This window comes from Paenibacillus nicotianae, assembly GCF_042681745.1.
GTDB lineage: Bacteria > Bacillota > Bacilli > Paenibacillales > Paenibacillaceae > Saccharibacillus > Saccharibacillus nicotianae.
The window spans coordinates 2,003,802-2,025,729 of the sequence record NZ_JBHUGF010000010.1; the positions used below are offsets into that span (position 1 = coordinate 2,003,802).

At 39.5% G+C, this 21,928-nt stretch carries 17 protein-coding genes; 1 reads left to right on the forward strand and 16 read right to left on the reverse strand.

Annotation, left to right across the window (positions count from 1 at the left end; all coding sequences use genetic code 11):
- Positions 1-83: 83 nt before the first annotated feature.
- The 9 genes from recA to yfmF form a co-directional block, all read right to left on the reverse strand.
- A complete protein-coding gene (gene recA / locus ACFSGI_RS12840; RefSeq protein ID WP_204825016.1) occupies positions 84-1,151 on the reverse strand; it encodes a recombinase RecA in 1,068 nt (355 codons plus the stop codon).
- Between the two features lie 330 nt (positions 1,152-1,481).
- The gene (locus tag ACFSGI_RS12845) at positions 1,482-2,741 is read right to left on the reverse strand and encodes a competence/damage-inducible protein A (protein ID WP_204824516.1); all 1,260 of its coding nucleotides are present in this window, start codon (positions 2,739-2,741) and stop codon (positions 1,482-1,484) included.
- Between the two features lie 163 nt (positions 2,742-2,904).
- Positions 2,905-3,492 carry a CDP-diacylglycerol--glycerol-3-phosphate 3-phosphatidyltransferase gene (pgsA, locus tag ACFSGI_RS12850; protein WP_204824517.1) on the reverse strand — a complete coding sequence of 196 codons (588 nt, stop codon included), beginning with the start codon at positions 3,490-3,492 and terminating at the stop codon, positions 2,905-2,907.
- Between the two features lie 128 nt (positions 3,493-3,620).
- Positions 3,621-4,109 (reverse strand): YajQ family cyclic di-GMP-binding protein, encoded by a 489-nt coding sequence (locus ACFSGI_RS12855; protein ID WP_204824518.1) that lies wholly within the window; start codon positions 4,107-4,109, stop codon positions 3,621-3,623.
- A gap of 126 nt (positions 4,110-4,235) precedes the next feature.
- On the reverse strand, positions 4,236-5,297 hold the full coding sequence (locus ACFSGI_RS12860) for a helix-turn-helix domain-containing protein (RefSeq protein WP_204824519.1): 1,062 nt from the start codon (positions 5,295-5,297) through the stop codon (positions 4,236-4,238).
- Between the two features lie 35 nt (positions 5,298-5,332).
- Positions 5,333-6,100: a DUF3388 domain-containing protein gene (locus tag ACFSGI_RS12865; protein WP_069327324.1), complete on the reverse strand. Its 768-nt coding sequence runs from the start codon at positions 6,098-6,100 to the stop codon at positions 5,333-5,335.
- A 322-nt stretch (positions 6,101-6,422) separates the two neighbouring features.
- A complete protein-coding gene (ymfI, locus tag ACFSGI_RS12870; protein ID WP_204825017.1) occupies positions 6,423-7,151 on the reverse strand; it encodes an elongation factor P 5-aminopentanone reductase in 729 nt (242 codons plus the stop codon).
- Between the two features lie 44 nt (positions 7,152-7,195).
- A complete protein-coding gene (yfmH, locus tag ACFSGI_RS12875) occupies positions 7,196-8,479 on the reverse strand; it encodes an EF-P 5-aminopentanol modification-associated protein YfmH (RefSeq protein ID WP_204824520.1) in 1,284 nt (427 codons plus the stop codon).
- Positions 8,480-8,481: 2 nt separating this feature from the next.
- A complete protein-coding gene (gene yfmF, locus ACFSGI_RS12880; protein ID WP_204824521.1) occupies positions 8,482-9,765 on the reverse strand; it encodes an EF-P 5-aminopentanol modification-associated protein YfmF in 1,284 nt (427 codons plus the stop codon).
- 396 nt (positions 9,766-10,161) lie between these two features.
- On the opposite strand from yfmF, the gene ACFSGI_RS12885 reads away from it, so the two are divergent.
- Entirely contained in the window at positions 10,162-11,238 is a 1,077-nt protein-coding gene (locus ACFSGI_RS12885; protein ID WP_204824522.1) for a stalk domain-containing protein, read from the forward strand.
- Positions 11,239-11,414: 176 nt separating this feature from the next.
- Here ACFSGI_RS12885 and ACFSGI_RS12890 read toward each other — a convergent pair whose 3' ends face one another.
- From ACFSGI_RS12890 to ACFSGI_RS12920, 7 genes are all read right to left on the reverse strand, one after another.
- A complete protein-coding gene (locus ACFSGI_RS12890) occupies positions 11,415-14,219 on the reverse strand; it encodes an FtsK/SpoIIIE family DNA translocase (RefSeq protein ID WP_204824523.1) in 2,805 nt (934 codons plus the stop codon).
- A 171-nt stretch (positions 14,220-14,390) separates the two neighbouring features.
- Complete coding sequence (locus ACFSGI_RS12895) at positions 14,391-16,070, reverse strand: ribonuclease J (RefSeq protein WP_204824524.1); 1,680 nt, start codon at positions 16,068-16,070, stop codon at positions 14,391-14,393.
- A 502-nt stretch (positions 16,071-16,572) separates the two neighbouring features.
- The gene (gene dapA, locus ACFSGI_RS12900) at positions 16,573-17,451 is read right to left on the reverse strand and encodes a 4-hydroxy-tetrahydrodipicolinate synthase (protein WP_204824525.1); all 879 of its coding nucleotides are present in this window, start codon (positions 17,449-17,451) and stop codon (positions 16,573-16,575) included.
- 54 nt (positions 17,452-17,505) lie between these two features.
- Positions 17,506-18,744, reverse strand: a complete 1,239-nt coding sequence (gene dapG / locus ACFSGI_RS12905; RefSeq protein ID WP_204824526.1) for an aspartate kinase — start codon at positions 18,742-18,744, stop codon at positions 17,506-17,508.
- Positions 18,745-18,762: 18 nt separating this feature from the next.
- A complete protein-coding gene (locus ACFSGI_RS12910) occupies positions 18,763-19,809 on the reverse strand; it encodes an aspartate-semialdehyde dehydrogenase (protein ID WP_204824527.1) in 1,047 nt (348 codons plus the stop codon).
- 204 nt (positions 19,810-20,013) lie between these two features.
- The gene (dut, locus tag ACFSGI_RS12915; RefSeq protein WP_379283381.1) at positions 20,014-20,469 is read right to left on the reverse strand and encodes a dUTP diphosphatase; all 456 of its coding nucleotides are present in this window, start codon (positions 20,467-20,469) and stop codon (positions 20,014-20,016) included.
- Positions 20,453-21,706, reverse strand: a complete 1,254-nt coding sequence (locus ACFSGI_RS12920) for a M16 family metallopeptidase (protein WP_204824529.1) — start codon at positions 21,704-21,706, stop codon at positions 20,453-20,455. Before ACFSGI_RS12920 ends, dut begins: the two co-directional genes overlap by 17 nt.
- Between the last annotated feature and the right edge of the window lie 222 nt (positions 21,707-21,928).

A 21,928-nucleotide genomic window follows, 5' to 3' on the forward strand; every position in this document is an offset into this window, starting at 1 on the left:
TAGTAGATATAAATAAAAAGCGCCCTGAACGTATTTCACGTCCTGGGCGCTACAGGATTTAATCTTGAAGCATCTTAAAGTGATTATTCAGTTGCTTTAGAGAATAATTCTTGCTCTTCAAGACTCTCTTTTTCTTTTTCTTCAGCAGTTGGTTCTTCAACAACAGTTGTCAAATTGCTAGATACACGGATTTTTTGTTCAATGATATCTGCAATATGCGGATTTTCTTTCAAGAATTGTTTAGAGTTCTCACGACCTTGACCCATACGTTCACCTTCGTAAGAGTACCAAGCACCACTTTTATTTACGATGTCATGTTCTACACCGATATCGATCAAGCTACCTTCTTTAGAGATACCTTCTCCGTACATGATATCTACTTCAGCTTGTTTGAATGGAGGAGCAACTTTGTTTTTAACAACTTTGATACGTGTACGGTTACCAACAACATCGTTACCGTTTTTGATTGCTTCTATACGACGTACATCTAAACGTACAGTAGAGTAGAATTTAAGCGCACGACCACCTGGAGTCGTTTCAGGGTTACCAAACATAACTCCAACTTTTTCACGAAGCTGATTGATAAAGATCGTGATTGTTTTGGATTTGCTGATAGCACCAGACAATTTACGCAAAGCTTGAGACATCAAACGTGCTTGCAAACCAACGTGAGAATCTCCCATTTCGCCTTCGATCTCTGCTTTTGGTACCAATGCTGCTACAGAATCGACAACAATAATATCCACAGCACCACTACGTACAAGTGCTTCAGCGATTTCTAGACCTTGTTCACCTGTATCTGGTTGAGAAAGTAATAATTCATCAATGTTAACACCCAAGTTTTTAGCATATTGAGGATCTAGCGCATGCTCTGCATCGATAAATGCTGCTTGTCCTCCAGCTTTTTGAACTTCTGCAATTGCATGAAGTGCTACAGTTGTTTTACCTGAAGATTCTGGTCCGTATATTTCGATAATACGTCCTCTTGGCATACCGCCTGTACCTAAAGCAATATCTAACGCAATAGATCCACTAGGAATAACTTCAACTTGCATATGAGTGGATTCTCCAAGTTTCATAACTGAACCTTTACCGAATTGCTTCTCTATTTGACGAAGCGCCATATCTAACGCTGCACGACGATCTGACAATAAACTCACGTCCCTCTTCTTCTTATTTATACTCTAATTATACTACTTTTTTTCTCATTTGCCAAGCTTTTTTCGAACATATATTCGTGTTTTTGATATGAAATCCATATTAAATTACATTAATTGGTAATTATCATGAATTTCATTTTTCGCTTATCTTTTTTTACTTTTTAGGGTATAAACATAAAAAAAACCGCAACAAATAAATTTGCTGCGGTTCTTCCGTCTGTCCTTATTTTACCATAGTAGAACTATGGATTGCAACATATGCTTGAACTCGTAAAACATCCACTACATACCTCTAAATACATTTTCTAATTGCATTACAGATTACTTCTGAAGTTCACTTAAACGAAGCCACAAGCGGTATAGAATACTTTTGGCGGCACGAACACGAATCGACTCACGATTCCCACGTATATTTAATTCAAATACCTGTGTCGGTTGATTGCGTTCTGCTAGAGCGACATATACCAAGCCTACAGGTTTGCGTTCTGAAGATCCTGGCCCAGCCACACCAGTAATAGAAACAGCAAAATCCGTATCTAGCATTTTTCTCGCTTCATCAGCTAATACTTCTGCTACTTCCTGACTTACTGCTCCTGGTGCATTTTCGCCTTCTAACAATTCCCGCGGAACATTCAACATTTTTTCTTTCATTTCATTGGAATAGCAGACGATTCCACCCATAAAAACATTTCCGCTTCCCGGAATAGCGGTTAAATTCTGCATCAGTAGACCACCTGTACAACTCTCTGCTGCTGTTAGTGTCAACTTCATCCCGGTCATCATAAGTAAAATCTGTTCTTCTATTGCTATATCTTGATCAGCATACATATGATCAGGCAAGCGTTCTCGAATTTGAGATTCCATCTGTTTGAGTTTGACCATTGCTTCTTTTTCTGTGGCAGCTTTAGTTGTCAGACGAATAGTGACTTCAGCTTCTTTTGCATACGGAGCAATAGTAGGATCACTTTGAGCACTAATCAGATCAATTAATGCTTCCTCCAGTGCTGATTCACCGATACCAGCAAATTTAAGCATTTTCGAATAGATAGGATGTTCGTCTGTTAATACATGTTCTAGCAACCAAGGTTTAGCTTCATTTTCAAACATAGGCTGTAGCTCTTTCGGTGGCCCTGGTAACACGATATAATATTTTTCTTTATCTTCAATCGCTATCCCCACAGCAAGCCCTGTTGAATTTGCCAATACATGGCTATTCTCAATCACTAATGCCTGGCGGCGATTGTTTTCAGTCATCGCAATATTTCTACCTTCAAAAAAGCTTGCAACTTTTTCCATAGAAGCAGGATTTATATAAATAGATCTTCCTAGCACTTCAGCTAACGCATCTTTGGTTAAATCGTCTTGAGTAGGCCCAATCCCACCTGAAAATAAAATAACGTCGGCACGGCTACTTGCAAGCTCAATCGCTTGTTTTAGTCGATTCAAGTTATCTCCCACTACCGTCTGATAATATACATCTATTCCTATATATGATAATTGTTGAGATAAATATCTGGCATTCGTATTGGTAATTTGACCTAATAATAGTTCTGTGCCTACTGCAATAATTTCTGCTTTCATTACAAGTGCCTCCTCGTTATTAGGGTTGCTCTGTGATGTAACTGCTTAAACATAAACAGTTTATCTTGATGACAAAAGTAAAAGGCAATAGAGAGAACCCTATTGCCACTGACTCTGTATTACTTGTTATATCACCTATTTGCTGTTAAACAGAAACAGGGGTTTATTCAGAAAAATGAATAACTGATTTGTTTTTGACAAAATAATCAATCCCTGAATAGATTGTGATCAAGGTAGCTATCCAGATCATAATGTCTGCAAACGGAATACCTAGTAAAGCAAACGGAAAATTGTTAATCATCAAAGCGGAAATCGCAATAATTTGTGTAATCGTTTTGGCTTTGCCCCAATTGCTAGCAGCCATTACTTTGCCATCTAATAAAGCAATTTGACGAAGTCCTGTTACTGCAAATTCACGACTGATAATAACTACAACCATCCATGCTTCACATTTACCCAAAGCAACCAAAGAGATCAAAGCCGCTGATACTAATAATTTATCAGCTAAAGGATCAAGTAATTTGCCTAGATTCGTCACCAGGTTACGACTACGAGCGATATGTCCGTCAATTCCATCTGTACTGGCTGCAATAATAAAAATCAATGCGGCAATCAGATCGTTATAACTAACCTCAAAAGATGCTCCGATTTTTAAAAGCCCTTCTCCAAACGAAAAATTAACGAGCAGGAACAACATCATCACTGGTACTAAGAAAATACGTGTAAGCGTTATGCGGTTAGGTAAATTCATTGTGTATCCTCCTTGCTGTATCTATTGTCCACAGCGAACCAATGATATGTAATTGCTCCCGCCTGCATCTTTTGTTTCATACTTTTACTGCCTCCATCAATTCTATATCAAATAGGATAAAACCATGGTTATTTCATATTGGTGAATTGAAGATCCACAGTAAGGTCAGCTTTGCGAAGCAATTGAATCACTGCTTGCAAATCATCTCTATTCTTTCCGGTAACCCGAATCTGATCGCCTTGAATCTGACTTTTTACTTTCAGCTTCGCATCACGAATCAATGTATTGATTTTTTTGGAGTTTTCTTGATCGATACCTTGTTTTAATTTGAGTCGCTGACGTACTGTTCCCATCGAAGCTGACTCTATCGTTCCATATTCTATATTTTTGATTGGCAATCCTCTTTTAATCATTTTGGATTGCAAAATATCGATCAAAGCACCTAACTTATAATCGTCATCAGACACAACGACTAATGTTTCTTTTTCCAAAGTTAGACTACTTTTACTTCCTTTAAAATCAAAACGGCTCGCTAATTCTTTCTCCGTTTGAGTAATAGCATTGGTCATTTCTTGCATATCCATTTTGGACACGATATCGAATGAACTATCTGCCATGTGATCTCCCCCTTTTAGGTAAAATTATAGAATATATGTTGTTACAAGTCTAATGGCACAAAAAGGACATCCTTAATCTGCTGTCTTATGGCAGCTTGAAGGTATGTCCTTTTGTGTGACTGACCATTAATTTCCGCTTGTCTCTGTAGAAGTTGATTCGTCAGTTGTTGCATCTGTAGAAGAATCAGTAGATGTACTTGTAGAATCAGTACTACTATCTGTAGCAGCTTCTTTTACTAATTTTAAAACAATACGTGACGTTGCTTTACCATCTGTAATCGATTGTCCATTGATAGTAATATCTGTAGCTGGAGAATTACCGGATTTGATATACAATCCTGTATCACCTAGATCGTAAGAAAGATCTTGTCCACTTTCGGTATTGTTGAAAAATAAACGCTCTCCGCTTGAATCTGCTGATTTGTATACTTCAAGCCAACTTTGACCTGTTGCTTTGATATTTACTTTAAGCGGTGTAGTACCCGTATAATTCACGTTGAAAATAGTATTTCTTCCTTCTTTGCCTGCTTGTGTAACCACAGGTTGAGACGCTGTGTCTGTAGACGGTGTTGTAGAATCTGTAGATTCTTCATCCGTACCTGTTGCATCAGGTGTTGATTGTTCTTGCTCTGTTCCTCCTCCAGTAGGTGGTGTGGTTGTTGTACTTTCTGGAGTCGTTGTTGTACTTTCAGGTGTTGTAGTCGCTGGCGGTGTAGTGGTTGTTGGGTTAGTCGTCGCTTCTTGTTGCTGCTGACCTTTGTTATTGCTTGCCACTTCAGGAGCACCATTATCGTTACGCACTACAAAAATATAAACCAAGACAACAATCAACAATGGGAATATCCACATTAATGTGGTTGATAACCATTTGCCGCTACGTGCTCCTGATGAAGATGTTCTTCTTGCCGCTCGCCTTTGTTGCACTACCGGTTCCATCACTGCTTCTGTTTCGGTCTCTGGAACATCGTCTTGATGCTCTTGTAACAACTCGTCCGCACTAAGACCTACCGCTTCCGCATACGTTTTAATAAATGCACGTACATAAAAACTTCCTGGAAGCACCTTAAAATCTCCTGCTTCGATTGCTTCCAAATAGCGTTTACGTATTTTGGTCATTTCTTGCACATCATCAAGTGATAAACCTTTCGCAAGGCGGGCATCCCTTAACTGCCGACCTAGATCTGACATACTATTACCTCCTGCTTAGAATGTTTTTTGACTTTTTATATATCATCCGCATAACTTTCCGTGAATGTATCATAGACGATCTCTTCTCCCGGATTGTTGCGCAATTCAATAATAATGTTGAAATCACTGTATTCGTAATCGGATTCCCGCACAAAGATATCGGGATGTTCGATGACTTTGGTACTTGGCATCGCCATAATATCTTGCAACAATTGATGGTGACGTTCGTTGGAACGAATCGTACTTACAATTCCATCGATAATAAAGATATTGTTTGGATTGTTTTCCTCTTCAGACAATTGACTTCGTACGGTTTGTCTTAGCAATGTCGAGGACACAAATGTCCAGCGTTTCATCGCACATACGCTACCTGCAATAATCGATTCTGTTTTACCAACACGCGGCATTCCGCGTAAACCGATAATTTGATTGCCTTCACGTTTGAAGATTTCACCTAAAAAATCAACCAGTAAGCCTAATTCATCTCTTGTAAAACGGAATGTTTTTTTGTCATCCGAATCACGCTCAATATAACGTCCATGACGTACAGCTAGAATATCAACAAGCTTGGGTTGACGCAAAGCCGTCACTGTAATATTGCTAACTTTGGCAAGCATATCGCCAAGTAGACGAATCTTCTCATCATCATCCGTCTCTAATAGCATACCACGTGTCTTACCCTCTACACCATTAATGGTCAAAATGTTAACATTCAGCATACCCAATAAAGACGCTACATCTCCCAATAGACCAGGACGATTTTTATGTATCCTGTATTCCAAATACCACTGTTTTAGTTCCACGTTCACCTCTAACCTTTCTATCGCATGAATACTTTATAGCCCGAATCCTATGTCGATGGATCAAACATTTATTTTTATAATCGCACTGCTATATAGTCATCAAAGCAGATAGTCTAGACCAACTCCGACCCTTTTCTGCTGTTCAATGCAAAGTCATTAACACGTTAATGATATATAAAATAAAATAGAAAGGCAAGAAGCAGACAGTAACAACTTCGTAATCACTCAAACTACATGATTATAGCATGATATGAATAGGAGCTTCTATACCTAAATATAGAAGCTCCTTCATAGTATGAAATATTGTTGATCTCTAACAAGATCAGGTCAAAAATCCACCGTTAGGACTGACTACTTGACCTGTCATATAACCTGATTCAGGTAAAGCCAAAAAGTAAACCATTGAAGCAATCTCATCCGGTTCAGCGATTCGCCCTGCGGGAATCTCTTCTTCTAGCGATTCAATCTCCGCTGGTTCCAGATGAGCAATCATTTCAGTACGGACTACTCCAGGTGCGATGGCATTCACAGTCACACCTGAAGGGGCTAGTTCTTTGGCTAACGCTTTGGTAAAAGCATTGATACCACCTTTACTGGCTGAATACAATACTTCACAAGAAGCGCCTGTGATGCCCCAGACACTAGATACATTAATAATCCGTCCATAACGTTGATTGATCATATAAGGCATAAACACTTGAGTACAAAGAAAAACGCTTTTGAGATTTGTTGCTATAACATCGTCAAAATCTTGCTCTGTCATATCGGTAAGCATACCATAATGAGCAATCCCTGCATTATTGACCAAAATATCAGGTAGCATATCATGCTGGTCTAACTTATCACGCATTCGCTTAATCTGCTCCATACTGCGCAGATCTGCTGCAATCGTCAATACTTTCACACCGTAATCCAGACAAATACGAGCCACATCATTAGCTTCTTCATGTGAACTGCGATAATGAACAGCCACATTGATTCCAGCCATAGCAAATCGCTTTGCTGTCGCAGCGCCTATCCCTTTGCTTGCCCCTGTAATCAGTACAGTCATTTGAGAAAAAGGCTTGCTACTTGCACCTATAGATTGAGGCTGATTCACGGACTAACAACCACCGATACAGCCAGTTGATCCCAATTCATATGTTCACGCAAGCGAGCATTCACATCTTCCACAGTTAGTGATTCATAGATAGGAAGAATATCGAAAAAGTCGCTATCACGGAAACGATTGCGTGTAAATTCATGAGCAATACTTTCAGGCGAATTTAGCATCCGCAAGTACCCACCGATTTTTTTGCGTAACGCACGATCAAACGCATCCTGGCTAAAACCTGTAGCAATTACTTTGTTGATCTCTTCTTGCAGACGCTGTACAAGTAGCTTCGGATCGCGGGTATCTCCACCCATCATCGAATAACCGTACTCTGTTGTACTGCTATAATCACTTCCGAAATCATCAGAAATCAGTTCTTCATCATATAAAGTCTGATACAACTGTGTACTATTACCAAGCAACAAATCAAGCATCAGCTTAGTAGTTAGTGTACGGCGTTGCAGTGCTTCACCTGTAAGACCATTTTCGACTTCTTTAAGACCTAATAGACATTTAGGTTCTGACACAGGCAAACGAACTTCATGCCAGGGCTCACCTACAGCTACCGGTTCTTCTTCAAAGAAACGACTGATCGAACCTTGTGGTTGGTAATCTTTCGCTTGTTGGTTGGAACGTACTTGCTCCATAACTGTAGCAGGATCGACTCCACCTACTACAAATAACATCATATTAGAAGGATGATAGAATGTGTTGTAACACTCATACAACGTATCTTTCGTTATCGTGCTAATCGATTCAATTGTACCTGCGATATCGATACGCAACGGATTTTTTTGATACATAGCTTCTAGCAATCCATAATATACACGCCAGTCAGCATTATCTTGATACATTTGAATTTCTTGACCGATAATCCCTTTTTCTTTATCTACATTTTCTTTAGTAAAGTAAGGGTTTTGTACATAGTTAAGCAAAGTTTCTAAATTGTCTTCAATCTGTTCCGTTGCCGAAAATAAATATACAGTCTGCTCAAAGCTAGTAAATGCGTTAGCAGAAGCACCTTTAACAGAAAATTTAGAAAATACATCTACACCATCAGGTTCTTCAAACATTTTATGCTCCAAAAAGTGAGCAATACCATCAGGTACTTTGACTTCTTCTTGTCCTTCTACCTGAAAATGATTATCTACAGAGCCATATTTGGTAGCAAAGGTAGCATACGTTTTTTGAAATCCTTCTTTTGGAAGCACATATACTTGTAGTCCATTATCCATAGTTTCGAAATATAATGTTTCTTGTAAACGATCATAGCGGATACTTTCCATAATTATGCCTCCTTCTGTTCTGTCGTAAGGAAGTAAATCGTATCAAGTGTTAATACACTCGCAGCAGACTGGATCTGCTCTGGTGTCACCGATTCTACTTCAGACAATAGTTGTTCTACCGGACGATCTTTATCTGCAAAACGACCATTAAAATCATACCCGATCATTTGATATGCAGAGTCACGAGACTCTAACAAGTCGTTACGGATCATCGCTTTGGTCTGACTAATCTCTGATTCGCTAATTTCTCCAGCTTGCAGATTAGCCAATTGTTCTTGAATAATATTTAATGCTTTATCAAAGTTTTGGATTTCGATTCCTGATTGAATCGTCGTAATTCCTTTATATGGATCAAAGCGTGAGCCTACATAATAAGCCAAACTTTCTTTTTCACGTACATTGGTAAACAATTTAGAATGTGGGAAACCACCTAGAATACCATTCGCTACCCATGCAGAAGCATAACGGTTATCTCCGTAAGTAATCGGTGTACGTAATCCCATATTCAGTTTACCTTGACTAATTTCCATTTTTTCAACAATACGTTTAACTTCTGCACCAGCAGAGCGTGGAATAGATATTTTGTAAGCATGTTGAGTATTTGTTTTGCGAGCAAATTGACTGCCTACAAGTTCTAATACTTCTTCAAGTGTAGTATCGCCTACCACATACAGATCCATCGTGCTATTTTCAAGCCATTGTTGATAACGTTCATATACGTTAGCGCCATTAAGCCCGTCCAGATCACTTAGTTGTCCCAAAGCGTTTAAGCGATAAGGTTCATCTTTGCACATTTCTTGAATACAACGTTCCGCAGCATAACGAATTTTATCGTTCACTACAGACTCCAAGCGTTTACGAACATTTTCGCGCTCTGCGGTTACATATTTTTCACGAAAAGCATTATTTTCGAGTACAGGATTGGTTACTGCATCCCCTAAAAACGAAATACTTTGTTTTAACAGCGACTCATCCGCCGATACAAACGAATCATTGATCGTATCCATACGGAATTGCACCATCTGGTAATCGCCTTTTTTGTATACGTCAAATCCAAATCCTGCACCATACATATTTTCTAAAGCTTCACGAAATTGTGTTGTTTCTGGATACTTGGCTGTTCCTCTACGCAAAATAAAAGGAATCAAAGCTGTAGGAGTAACTGTATCTTCTGCAAGAGGTGTTCCCATATAAAGTGAAACGGCAAATGTTTTGAATCGTGTAGTTGGCATTACATGTACACGTATTCCATTCACTTCACCGCGTTCGAATCCGGTCTTATTCAACGTCAAAACTCCTTTATCAAGCCAATTTGGTAATACTCTAACTTTACTTATTTTATACCAATCGAAATACAAGAAGCAAACGAGATGATAGGTATTTCGTCATGATGTCCTACAAGACAAAGGATTCAAAAAAGGCGTTGGGTTTCTTTCCTACCTGTATTTGTGATAAAATTTAGTCTCTGATAGAGGAATATCGACGGTCTGATGTCGAATTTCTGGAAATCAGCATCTTTATAGCAACATATTTTACACACACTTCGTCATACTATACGAGGAATGGTCATGCTCAACCTACCGAGCAAAAACAAAAAGTACTATCAAGGGGTCATACTTTAGATTACGTATAGTAAAAAAGTATATCTCCAAATCTAGAAAAAAAGGAGCTCGACGAACAACATGAAACTAAGAAAAAAACCTGTGATTATTGCTACTGTGTCCGCTCTTGCTATTTCCGGCAGTATTTTTGTGAATAGCACTTATGCTTCTCAAGCGACCAAGCAACTCAAAGCAATGTACAACAACATTAAAGTCATTTACAACAACCAAGAAGTGACTGTAGATGCCAGCCAAGAACCATTTATGGTAAACGGTACTACATACATTCCACTTCGTATGATGGGTGATGTATTTGATAAAAAAGTAACTTGGGACAATACAAACAAAATCGTAAATGTAGCTGACAAAACAACTCAAGTGCCTCAAACAACTGTAGACACATTGAATTCTCAAATTCAAAATCTACAATTGCAATTGAATACAGCAACAGCACAAAACACAACAAAAGATACAACGATTGCTCAATTGCAAGCTCAAATTACAAGCTTAAATACTCAAATTACAGATTTGAAAAACAACAATACTAGCTCCAATTCAAACAGCACTACATTGAATAAGCTACAAACAACACTTAACAATTCTTATGCTGATTACAAAGGCACAAGTGCTAATATTGAATTGACAGGTAATTCAGACAAATTGAAAGTGAATATCAAAGTCACTGAAAGTGTATGGAATGATTTGTCTACATCTAACCGCAGAACATTGTTGCAAAATATCGTAGATGCTATTCATGATAACAGCACTTATGATGACGCTACAGTAACAGGAACAGTAGTTAACAAAAACTCTGTAAAATTACTAACATTCTCAACGAATAGCAGTAACAGTATCATCATCGGTTCAAATGTTGATTTGAGCACTGTTCAAACGACATTGAATAATGACTTTGGTACGTACAAAGGTGTTAAATTGTCGATCGAATTGTCTAACGATAATGATGAAGAAATCGTTTTCCGTATCTATGCTAACAAAGGCGATTGGAATTCATTAACTTCATATCAAACCAATACATTGTTCAATAGTGTCGCTGAAGAAATTGACAGTGCCTATAGCAATATGAACAAAAAGATTTATGGATTTGTATATGATAGCTCTAACAAAACAAGTATTTTAGATCGTTATAACGGTTCATAAGATTCTGTTTAGTGATCTTTTGATTTTTTTGAAATCTTGATCTAATATCAAAAAGAAGCACCACTCGCTTATACATAGGAGTGGCGCTTCTTTTTTAATTATTTTAACAAATATGATTAGTCCATAAAACATATTTGGATCATGAATAAACTGAATATAATGTACTATCAACTGTACTATGAATTGCTAGCTGCTTTTTGCTGATATTGTTCAATCGTAATCAATACTTCACGAGGCTTACTACCTTCATAAGGCCCTACGATTCCATGAGCTTCAAGTGAATCAATCAGACGAGCTGCACGTGTATAACCGACTCTCATTCGGCGTTGTAATAGGGATACCGAAGCTTGCTTACCTTCCACTACAATCTGTACCGCTTGATCATACAATTCATCCAGCTGTTCATCTATATTGTTTACTGTATCATCAATCTCTGGCACCAGGTCTTCCACATACTGTGCATCGCCTTGACCACGACAATAAGATACAATCGCTTCTACTTCCTCATCAGACATAAATGCTCCCTGTACACGAGTAGGCTTAGAAGAACCTACAGGCATAAATAGCATATCTCCGCGACCTAACAATTTCTCTGCTCCACCCATATCCAAAATAGTACGTGAATCGATTTGTGAAGATACACCAAAAGCAATACGTGAAGGAATATTCGCTTTGATTACCCCGGTAATAACATCAACAGAAGGACGCTGAGTTGCAATAATCAAATGGATACCTGCCGCACGAGCCATCTGCGCTAAACGTGCAATCGCATCTTCTACATCTCCAGCAGCTACCATCATTAGATCGGCTAACTCATCGACAATAACTACAATGTACGGTAACACTGCCGCTGGGTTATCTTTCATCAGATTGTTATAGCCTTCCATATTTCGTGTACCTGATTTGGAAAATAACTCATACCGTTTTTCCATTTCGACAACGATCTTTTTCAGTGCTAAGGATGCACGCTTTGGATCGGTTACCACAGGTGCTAATAGATGCGGAATACCATTATAAATATTCAACTCTACCATTTTGGGATCGACCATTAGGAATTTCACTTCATCCGGTTTAGCTTTGTACAAAATACTGGTAATGATACCGTTTATACAGACTGATTTACCAGAACCGGTAGCTCCTGCGACAAGTAAATGGGGCATTTTGGCTAGATTGCCTACAATCGTCTGCCCTGCGATATCTCGTCCAAAAGCAATCGATAATTTGGCTTCGGATTCTTTGAAAATCGATGTTTCCATCACTTCACGCATCGTTACCATAGCCACTTCATTATTAGGTACTTCTATACCGACTGCGGCTTTACCTGGAATCGGTGCTTCCATCCGTATATCTTTAGCAGCTAGTGCTAGAGCAATATCATCGGTTAAGCCTACGATCCGACTTACTTTTACCCCTACATCCGGTTGAAGCTCATAACGAGTTACTGCTGGCCCACGCACCACTTCAACGACTTTAGCCCGTACACCAAAACTTTCAAGTGTAGTCTCTAGCTTACGTGCAATCACCATATAATCATTCTGATCATTCGCAGTACTAATATTCTTAGGCTTCGCTAATAATGCAAACGAAGGCAATTTGTAAGGCTTAGGCTGTGGCACAGGAGGAGGGATAAGAGTACCGCCTTCTACTGCTACAGAACTCACAGTTGAATTTGGCTGTCCTGCTACCGATTGATTTTCCTCAGACGAAATAGATTCTTCGTCTATATTAGTCATATCTTCTTCCAATACACGTAATGGTGTTACGTTCGATTCACTCGGATCAGAATGAAGGATAGCTGTTAAAGCTTCTGCTTCTATATCTGTTGTTGAACTATCCGCATCAGTAGCTATCTGTTCAAAATTTGTTTCTTCTTCATTACGATCTCCACGCTCATACTGCATTTGTGCAAAAAAGTCGCGAATAATAGGCGGCTTTTCATCCACCTGTCCTTCTGTATCTGCATTATCCCAGAGATCACTTTCAGGTGTAGCAGCTATAGCAGGTGAAGATAAAATATCGGCTTGTTCAGTAAGCTCTGCTTTGCGAGATACACGACTTCTCGACCTTGTTGGCATAGGAGTAACAACAGATGCCTGTCTATCATCTTTTTCAAACTGAGCATCTATTGCGGCATATGGATTTTCTTCAGCCTCTTCTACCTGACGATTACGTTTACGATTCCAGGAAAATAGACCAAATGCAGAACGTTTGGAATCTTCTTCCTCTTCTTCTAATTCCTCTTCATACGTTTCCATCTCTGCTTCTGCTGCTGCTTGTAGTTCACGTTCTTCTTGACGTTCAGCTTTGGCAATCTGCATCAATTCTAGCTTTTCTTGACCCCATGCAGATAATTGTTTTACATATCCACGAATACGATCCACTAGATCAGCGACTGATAATTGAGTAATCAACATTAAGCTGATAATAACCATAACTGTAGCAATGAGTTTGGTACCGATCACACCGAATAACATCATAAATAACCACATTTGCACAGCACCAATATAACCACCTGCCGCTTGTCTTGCTGGCAACGAAGTTAATTGTTCAACTGGCACATAGGTCAAAATACTGATCAATGTAGCCGCACAAGTTAGTAATACCAATCCAGATAATCTACCATTCCATCCTCGTGGCCATTTGCGCCGAAGCATAATAACCAGCCCTATGTAAATACCAACTAAAGGCAGCACAAAATAAACTTTGCCGAGTATAAAGGCTGTTATGTAATGCAAAAATTCGCCTACTGCCGCTTGTCTGGATAAAGCAATTACAGAAAATGTAATCAAAATAATACCGTAAACTTCATATTTTAATGTTGCCCAAGCCGAAGCTTTTACTTTGGTATTTCGCTTACGGGCAACCGGTTTGCGCTTTGTTGTCGTTGTTGTTTTCCGAGTAGCAGACGATGATTTGGACACCATTTTTTTTCGTGGTGAACTTTGTGCTGACTTGGACTTCTGTGTTGTTGGCTTCGCCATGTGTCACCACCTCCGATGCACTATTATATCATATACCAAGCAAATGAAGTCTATTTGACTTCTGAAAAAAAACGCAAAACCCCCGTTCATCACATGGGACCGTCCAATATACCATGTGATGAACGGGGGCGACTGGTTGCCTCTTACCCGTTTATTCTATATTTCATGAACTCAGACTTCCATAATGATCGGAAGGATCATTGGTCTACGGCGCGTTTGCTCATATAAGAAACGACCAAGAGAGTCTTTAACACTTGTTTTCAATGATGCCCACTCATTCACACGTTCGCTCATTAAGCGTTGTAACGTGCTTGTTACGATGCGGTTAGCTTCATCAAGTAATCCTTCAGATTCACGAACATATACGAATCCACGAGAGATAATGTCTGGTCCAGATACGATCTGTCCATCTTGTTTGCTCAGGGTAACGACAACAACAAGAATACCATCTTGTGACAATAGTTTACGATCACGAAGAACGATATTACCTACATCACCTACGCCTAATCCATCGATTAACACGTTACCAGAAGTGACTTTACCGGCTTTGCGTGCTACTCCACCTTGAATCTCAACCGTATCTCCGATATCAATCATAAAGATATCTTCTGGAGCGATACCAACAGCTTCACCTAGTAAAGCATGTTTGCGTTGCATACGGTGTTCACCATGAATCGGGATAAAGAATTTCGGTTTCATCAAGTTAAGCATTAATTTAAGCTCTTCTTGTGATCCGTGTCCAGATACATGGACGCCTGAGTTAGAACCACTGTAGATAACGTTTGCACCTAAGCGGAACAATTCATCAATCGTACGTCCGATATATTTTTCATTACCCGGTACAGGTGTAGCTGCAATAATAACAGTATCTCCCGGTAAAATATCGACTTTGCGGTGTGTCGAACGGGCCATACGTGTAAGTGCTGACATCGGCTCGCCTTGACTTCCTGTAGATAAAATAACTACACGATCTGCTGCCATTTTGTTTACTTCTTCCGGCTCGATAATCATGCCGTCTGGAATATCAAGATATCCAAGATCAGAAGCAATCCCTACTACATTTACCATACTTCTACCGATTACTGTGATCTTACGACCTGTTGCAGCAGCAGCGTTAACTACTTGCTGAATACGGTGAACGTTAGATGCGAATGTAGCTACAACTACACGTTGTGTTGCTTTGCGGAAAATATCTTCTAACACAATACCTACATTGCGTTCTGAAGGCGTGAAGCCTGGTTTTTCTGCATTTGTACTATCAGATAGTAGTGCAAGAACACCTTTACTACCAATTTCAGCCATACGTTGCAAGTTAGCAAACTCACCATTTATAGGCGTATGATCAAATTTAAAGTCACCTGTGTGTACAACGTTACCTTCTGGTGTTGCTACACATACACCTACAGAATCAGGAATACTGTGGTTCGTACGGAAGAATGTAGCAGTGAGGGTGTTACCTAATTTAAGTTCTGAATCTTCGTTGATTAGGATACGTTTCGTTTCGCCAAGCAAATTAGCTTCTTTTAGCTTGTTCTCCACTAATCCAATCGTTAATTTGGTACCGTATACAGGTACATTTAAATGTTTCAATACGTATGGTAAACCACCAATATGATCTTCATGACCATGCGTTAAAATGATAGCGCGCACTTTGTCACGATTTTCAGTAAGGTAAGAAATATCAGGGATAACGATATCGATCCCTAGCATATCTTCCTCTGGGAATTTAAGACCTGAATCAATCACGACAATGTCATTACCATATTGAATGACGTACATATTTTTACCAATTTCACCGACGCCGCCCAAAGCAAAGATCGTCAGTTTTTCGTTATTTGTTTTTTTCGACAATGTTATCTAGACCTCCTATAAGTATTGGACGTTATTACTAAATATTTTTAAACAAAACATAATGTGTACATACAATAATTACAAAACTTTCAATAAAGGCGAGTCCTTTTTTCAAAACGGATATGTATCAAACCGTTTCGATTCCGCAAGGAATCAGCACCCGAAAGCTTTATCGGTTCGTTGACCGTCTGCTGAGTTGCACGAATACTTTGCCTGACAAAGAATTCATTCAGCAAACCTCTATTTCTTTATACCGCACCCAGTCACTTGAGATTATTATACATGATTAAAAAACAAAAACACAAGTCATCTTTACATGAGTCTACTAAAGCCTTTATAATCTGCACGATTTCATTCAAATTTTATGTAGCGATTCGCTATATTTTGATGACTACTTGCTCTATATTCACAAAAAATTATTATGTATTTATAAAAATTCATCAAAAAAAGCTGCTCTACAATGCGAGCAGCTTGTCTATCTATTTTATATTCCATTATTTACTTATACGAACAATTGATCAATAAATTGTTGTTCTTGCTCTGTCGGCGGTAGCAATGGCAATCTTACGTTTCCATTACCGAAACCGCGTTTGGATAATTCATATTTCACGGCGGATGGATTAGGAAGCGGCTCAGGGCTCTCAAATAGCCCTTTGAAAATAGGGAACAGCTTTTGATTCAGCTTAGCTGCTTCTACAGGACGACCGGCAAGATACGCTTCGATCATATCGGTCATTTCTACGCCTACTACATGACTAGCTACACTGATAATGCCATGAGCACCTACTGCTAGTGCTGGCAATCCTGAAGAGTCATCGCCTGAATATACGATAAATCCTTCTGGTGCATGAGCCACAATCTGTGTCACTTGTTCAAGTGAAGCACATTCTTTGGTTCCTACAATATTAGGAATTTCTGCTAGCTTCAGTGTTGTTGCTACAGACATACTGGTTATCGTACGACCCGGCACATTATACATAATCACAGGCAAGTCTGTTGCTTCTGCAATCACTTTAAAATGTGCATATATTCCAGCTTGATTAGGCTTATTGTAATAAGGAACAACAATCAATACACCATCAATGCCTAATTTGGATGCTTCACGAGTCAAATGAACCGAATGACGTGTCTCATTACTGCCTGTTCCAGCTATAATTTTACATCGTCCTGCTGCATGTTTTACTGCAAACTCAAACATTTGTAGTTTTTCTTCATCGCTCAGTGTAGGCGATTCACCCGTTGTACCGCATACGACCAACGATTCTGATTTTTGCTCATCAATTAAATAATCGATTAATCTTGCTGTAGCATCCCAATCAATCTCATCTTGTTCATTAAAAGGGGTAATCATCGCTGTCATTAATCTTCCAAAGTCTACCACTCTATTTCCTCCTTCAAATACGGAGCTATCCGATGACCTGTATTCAGCACGTTATTACAGATGCAATTGGAATTGAGAATGCAGTGCGCGAACAGCCTGCACCATATCTTCTTTTTTCACAAGCACCCATATGGTTGTATTTGAATCCGCAGATTGCAATATCGGAATATTTTGTCCTGTAAGTGCAGCAACAATACGAGCCATAATTCCAGGTACTCCATTAATTCCGCCACCAATTACAGACACTTTAGCGCAACCTGACAATCCTGTTGGTTGCAGACCCATTCCTTCCAATACAGCCAGTGCACGCTCAGCTTCATAATCAAATACAGTATATACTGCTCCAAATGGCGTTACATTGATAAAATCTACACTGATACTGTTTTCAGCCATCGCTTGGAACACTTTCAATTGCAGATGTTCTACACCTTCTTGTTGACCTACAGTGATCTGTGTAACGTTATTCACATAAGCGATACCTGTTACCAGACGATCTATGACACCTGTAGGTGTATCTGCAAAACGCTCGGATTGAGTGACCAGTGTTCCTTCTGTATCTCCAAAAGTAGAACGAACACGCACAGGTACCTGTGCTTGCATAGCAATCTCTACCGCACGCGGATGAATCACTTTTGCACCTTGATGTGCCATATTACAGATCTCATTGTAGCTCACATAAGCAAGTGGCTTCGCATCTTCTACAATGCGCGGATCGGCTGTTAAAATCCCATTGACATCGGTATAAATATCAACCATATCTGCATGAAGGGCTGCTCCAAGTGCTGTAGCTGACGTATCACTTCCACCGCGTCCAAGTGTTGTTAGATCACCTGCTTCGCTTTGCCCTTGAAAACCGGTAACAATAACGACTTTACCACTTTCTAATTCACGACTAACACGATCTGGACGCACAGCCAGAATACGTGCATTGCCGAAATTATCATCTGTAATAAATCCAGCTTGTGCACCTGTTAAAACGATCGAAGCGATACCTTCACTATTCAAAATACCACTTAACGTCACTGCCGAAATCATTTCCCCGCATCCCATTAACAAATCACGTTCACGCGGAGAAGGAATACTGCCATTAAGTACAGTGCTCTCCAGTAGTGTATCAGTAGCATACGGATCACCACTACGTCCCATTGCTGAAACTACGATCACAAGCTTGACCTGCTCTGCCAGCTCGCGTTTGATATGACGAAGTACATGAACTCTCGCTTCAGGTGTAGATAGCGAAGTTCCTCCAAATTTTTGCACTAAAATATTTTGCTTTTCTACCAAAGTAGACATAATAACTATGCGCCTCCGTTAGCTAATTGCTGGTGTTTTTGCTGCAATAATCTCGGCAATTTGCACGGCGTTCCAAGCTGCACCTTTAAGCAAGTTGTCAGATACAATCCACATATTCAAACCACGTTCATGACCTAGATCACGACGTAAACGTCCTACAAACACATCATTTTTGCCAGCTGCTTCTGTTGCTAATGGATAAGCTTGATTCGCTGGATCATCGACCAAAGTAATACCTGGCGCATTTTTCAACAATGTTTTGACTTCATCTAGATCATAATCTTGTTTTAATTCTACATAGACCGATTCAGAGTGACCATAGACAACAGGAATACGTACACATGTTGTTGTTACATGGATCGACTCATCTTCCATAATTTTTTTCGTTTCATTTACCATTTTCATTTCTTCTAAAGTATATCCGTTGTCCTGAAATTTATCGATTTGCGGGATTGCGTTAAAAGCGATTTGGTGTTTGACCGGTAATGAGCCTACAGGCAAAATATCCGGCTTCACTTCTTCGCCTTCAAGCACTGATTTGCTTTGACGTTTCAACTCATCAATCGCCTGATTCCCTGCTCCAGATACCGCTTGGTAGGTAGAAGCGATAATACGATCGATACCATAACGATCATAAAGAGGTTTCAGTGCTGCAACCATCTGAATCGTAGAACAGTTCGGGTTCGCAATAATCCCGTTATGATCTGCTATACGGTCGCTATTGACCTCAGGAACGACAAGAGGGGTGTTCGGGTCCATACGGAATGCATTTGTATTATCGATGCATACAGCGCCATGTCTGACGGCGTGAGGAGCAAGATCTTTACTGATATCTCCTCCTGCGCTAAATAAAGCGATATGTACACCTTCAAAACTATCCGGTGTCGCTTCTTCTACTGTCACTTCCTGACCTTTAAAGATTACCTTTTTCCCAGCGGAACGTGCAGAAGATAATAACTTCAATGTGTTCACCGGAAAATCTCGTTCTTCAAGTAATCTTACGATTTGTTGACCCACTGCTCCTGTCGCTCCTACGACAGCCACATTAAACGATTGATTAGACATCTGGCATATCTCTCCCCTTCGATTTCAAAAAGTCCATTTACATCTGAATGTAAACGTAAACGGCAGTCGCAAAGACTACCGTCAACTTTTAGCCAGTTTGCACTGGATTATAATTTCAGTGTTCTGCAATAATTGTAGAAATAATATCATTCCCTGTTATATCTTTCAACTGTTTTCGCAAAAACATTTTAATCATGTAAAGCTTTACTTCGTTCCTGTATGTCCAAAACCACCAGTACCACGTACCGTTTCTGATAATTGTTGCACCTGAACCAAATCAATCTCAGGCACAATCTGGAATACCATCTGTGCTATACGTTCGCCACGAGCGATAGAAAATGCTTCTTCACCTAGATTGATCAACAACACTTTGATCTCTCCGCGATAATCCGCATCAATCGTACCCGGTGTATTTAGACAAGTGATACCATGCTTATAAGCAAGTCCACTGCGCGGGCGAATCTGTGCTTCAAGTCCAGCAGGCATTGCTAATGCTAGCCCTGTAGGTACTAACGCTCTTTTACCTGGTTCTAATACCATCGGTTCTGTCACCGCGGCATATAGATCGAATCCAGAAGCAAGTTCAGACATTTTACGTGGTAATTCTAATCCTTCGCTTCCGGGTAAAGCCATAATTTCAACATTAATAGACAAGTTCATCTCTCCTAACATGAGCAAGATTTCGTTCAGAATGACCTACCATTGCGAGCGCATAAGGCTCTGCAAACATATCATCAATCACCGAGCGAATATCTTCCATCGTCACTTCTTCAATATATTGCAATGTCTGATCGACTGTATTGTGCTTGCCAAGCATAATTTCGTTTTTACCCAGACGATTCATAATACTGCTTGTACTTTCAAGGCTCAATACAAGACTGCCTTTGAGCTGTTGTTTGCCTTGATATAATTCTTGTTCGGTAATACCGTTATCTTTGACATCATGTAACAGCGCATGAGTCAATTCAAAAACATCTTTGGTCTGTTTGGGTGCTGTTCCTGCATAAATCGTAAATAATCCGCTATCTGCATGAGCAGTGTAATACGAATAGACCGAATACGCTAATCCTCTTTTTTCACGAATCTCTTGGAAAAGACGTGAACTCATTCCACCGCCAAGTGTATTATTCAGCAGAACCATAGCATAATAGCGTGGATCATCTATTTTACCACCCGGAAAGTTCATACAGATATGATTTTGTTCTGTTTTTTTCTTATGAAAAATCTGTCCACCTGCAAAAGCAGGTATTGTTAAGTCTTGCTTGGTTCCATGATTATCAAAATCACCGAAATGTTTCTCCAGCAAAGGAATTACACTGTCGTCTATATTGCCAGCGACACTGATGACTGTATTTTCAATCGTATAATGTTCTTTCATGTATGCTCTAAGTTCGTCACTACCCATCGGGTGAAGTCGCTCTTCGGTTCCCAAAATAGGATAAGCTAACGGATGATCGCCATAGGAAGACATCGTAACCAGATCATGAACCAGATCGTCTGGATCATCTTCATACATCGAAATTTCTTCCAGAATAACATTTTTTTCTTTTTTCAATTCTTCCGGGTCCAGTAACGAGTGGAAAAACATGTCTGATAAAATATCGACTGCGATCGATAAATGCTCATCTAATACTTTAGCATAAAAACATGTATATTCTTTGGCGGTAAAAGCATTCACATCGCCACCGATACCATCAAATACTTCAGCTATCTTTTGCGCGTCAAAACGCTTTGTTCCTTTAAATAACATATGCTCGATAAAATGTGAAATTCCATTGGTCACTAAATCTTCGTAACGTGAACCTGTTTTGATCCAGATTCCGATGGTGACAGAACGGAAGGTCGGCATTTTTTCCATAACTATTCGTAGACCATTGTGTAGTTGAACTCGTTCCATGCGAGGGCCTCCATTCGATAAATGCATACCTATCCTACCAGACTTTTAAAAACGGCTCAAGGCTTCGCTATCTCTAGCTGGACTTATCAATCAATGTACAGATCGTTATTTTTTCACAATCACGAAAATAAAATGCTACAAAAAAAGAGTCAGAATAAAATCTTCTGGCTCTTTGAATTGTTTTACTTTATCGAATGAATGCTACGTAACTAGCTATACCTC

Bases quoted from the DNA above. Each gene is read 5' to 3' on its own strand.
- ACFSGI_RS12845 (WP_204824516.1), bottom strand. From the start codon at position 2,741: ATGAAAGCAGAAATTATTGCAGTAGGCACAGAACTATTATTAGGTCAA.
- pgsA (WP_204824517.1), bottom strand. From the start codon at position 3,492: ATGAATTTACCTAACCGCATAACGCTTACACGTATTTTCTTAGTACCA.
- ACFSGI_RS12855 (WP_204824518.1), bottom strand. From the start codon at position 4,109: ATGGCAGATAGTTCATTCGATATCGTGTCCAAAATGGATATGCAAGAA.
- ACFSGI_RS12860 (WP_204824519.1), bottom strand. From the start codon at position 5,297: ATGTCAGATCTAGGTCGGCAGTTAAGGGATGCCCGCCTTGCGAAAGGT.
- ymfI (WP_204825017.1), bottom strand. From the start codon at position 7,151: ATGACTGTACTGATTACAGGGGCAAGCAAAGGGATAGGCGCTGCGACA.
- yfmH (WP_204824520.1), bottom strand. From the start codon at position 8,479: ATGGAAAGTATCCGCTATGATCGTTTACAAGAAACATTATATTTCGAA.
- ACFSGI_RS12885 (WP_204824522.1), top strand. From the start codon at position 10,162: ATGAAACTAAGAAAAAAACCTGTGATTATTGCTACTGTGTCCGCTCTT.
- ACFSGI_RS12890 (WP_204824523.1), bottom strand. From the start codon at position 14,219: ATGGCGAAGCCAACAACACAGAAGTCCAAGTCAGCACAAAGTTCACCA.
- dapG (WP_204824526.1), bottom strand. From the start codon at position 18,744: ATGTCTACTTTGGTAGAAAAGCAAAATATTTTAGTGCAAAAATTTGGA.
- ACFSGI_RS12910 (WP_204824527.1), bottom strand. From the start codon at position 19,809: ATGTCTAATCAATCGTTTAATGTGGCTGTCGTAGGAGCGACAGGAGCA.
- dut (WP_379283381.1), bottom strand. From the start codon at position 20,469: ATGAACTTGTCTATTAATGTTGAAATTATGGCTTTACCCGGAAGCGAA.
- ACFSGI_RS12920 (WP_204824529.1), bottom strand. From the start codon at position 21,706: ATGGAACGAGTTCAACTACACAATGGTCTACGAATAGTTATGGAAAAA.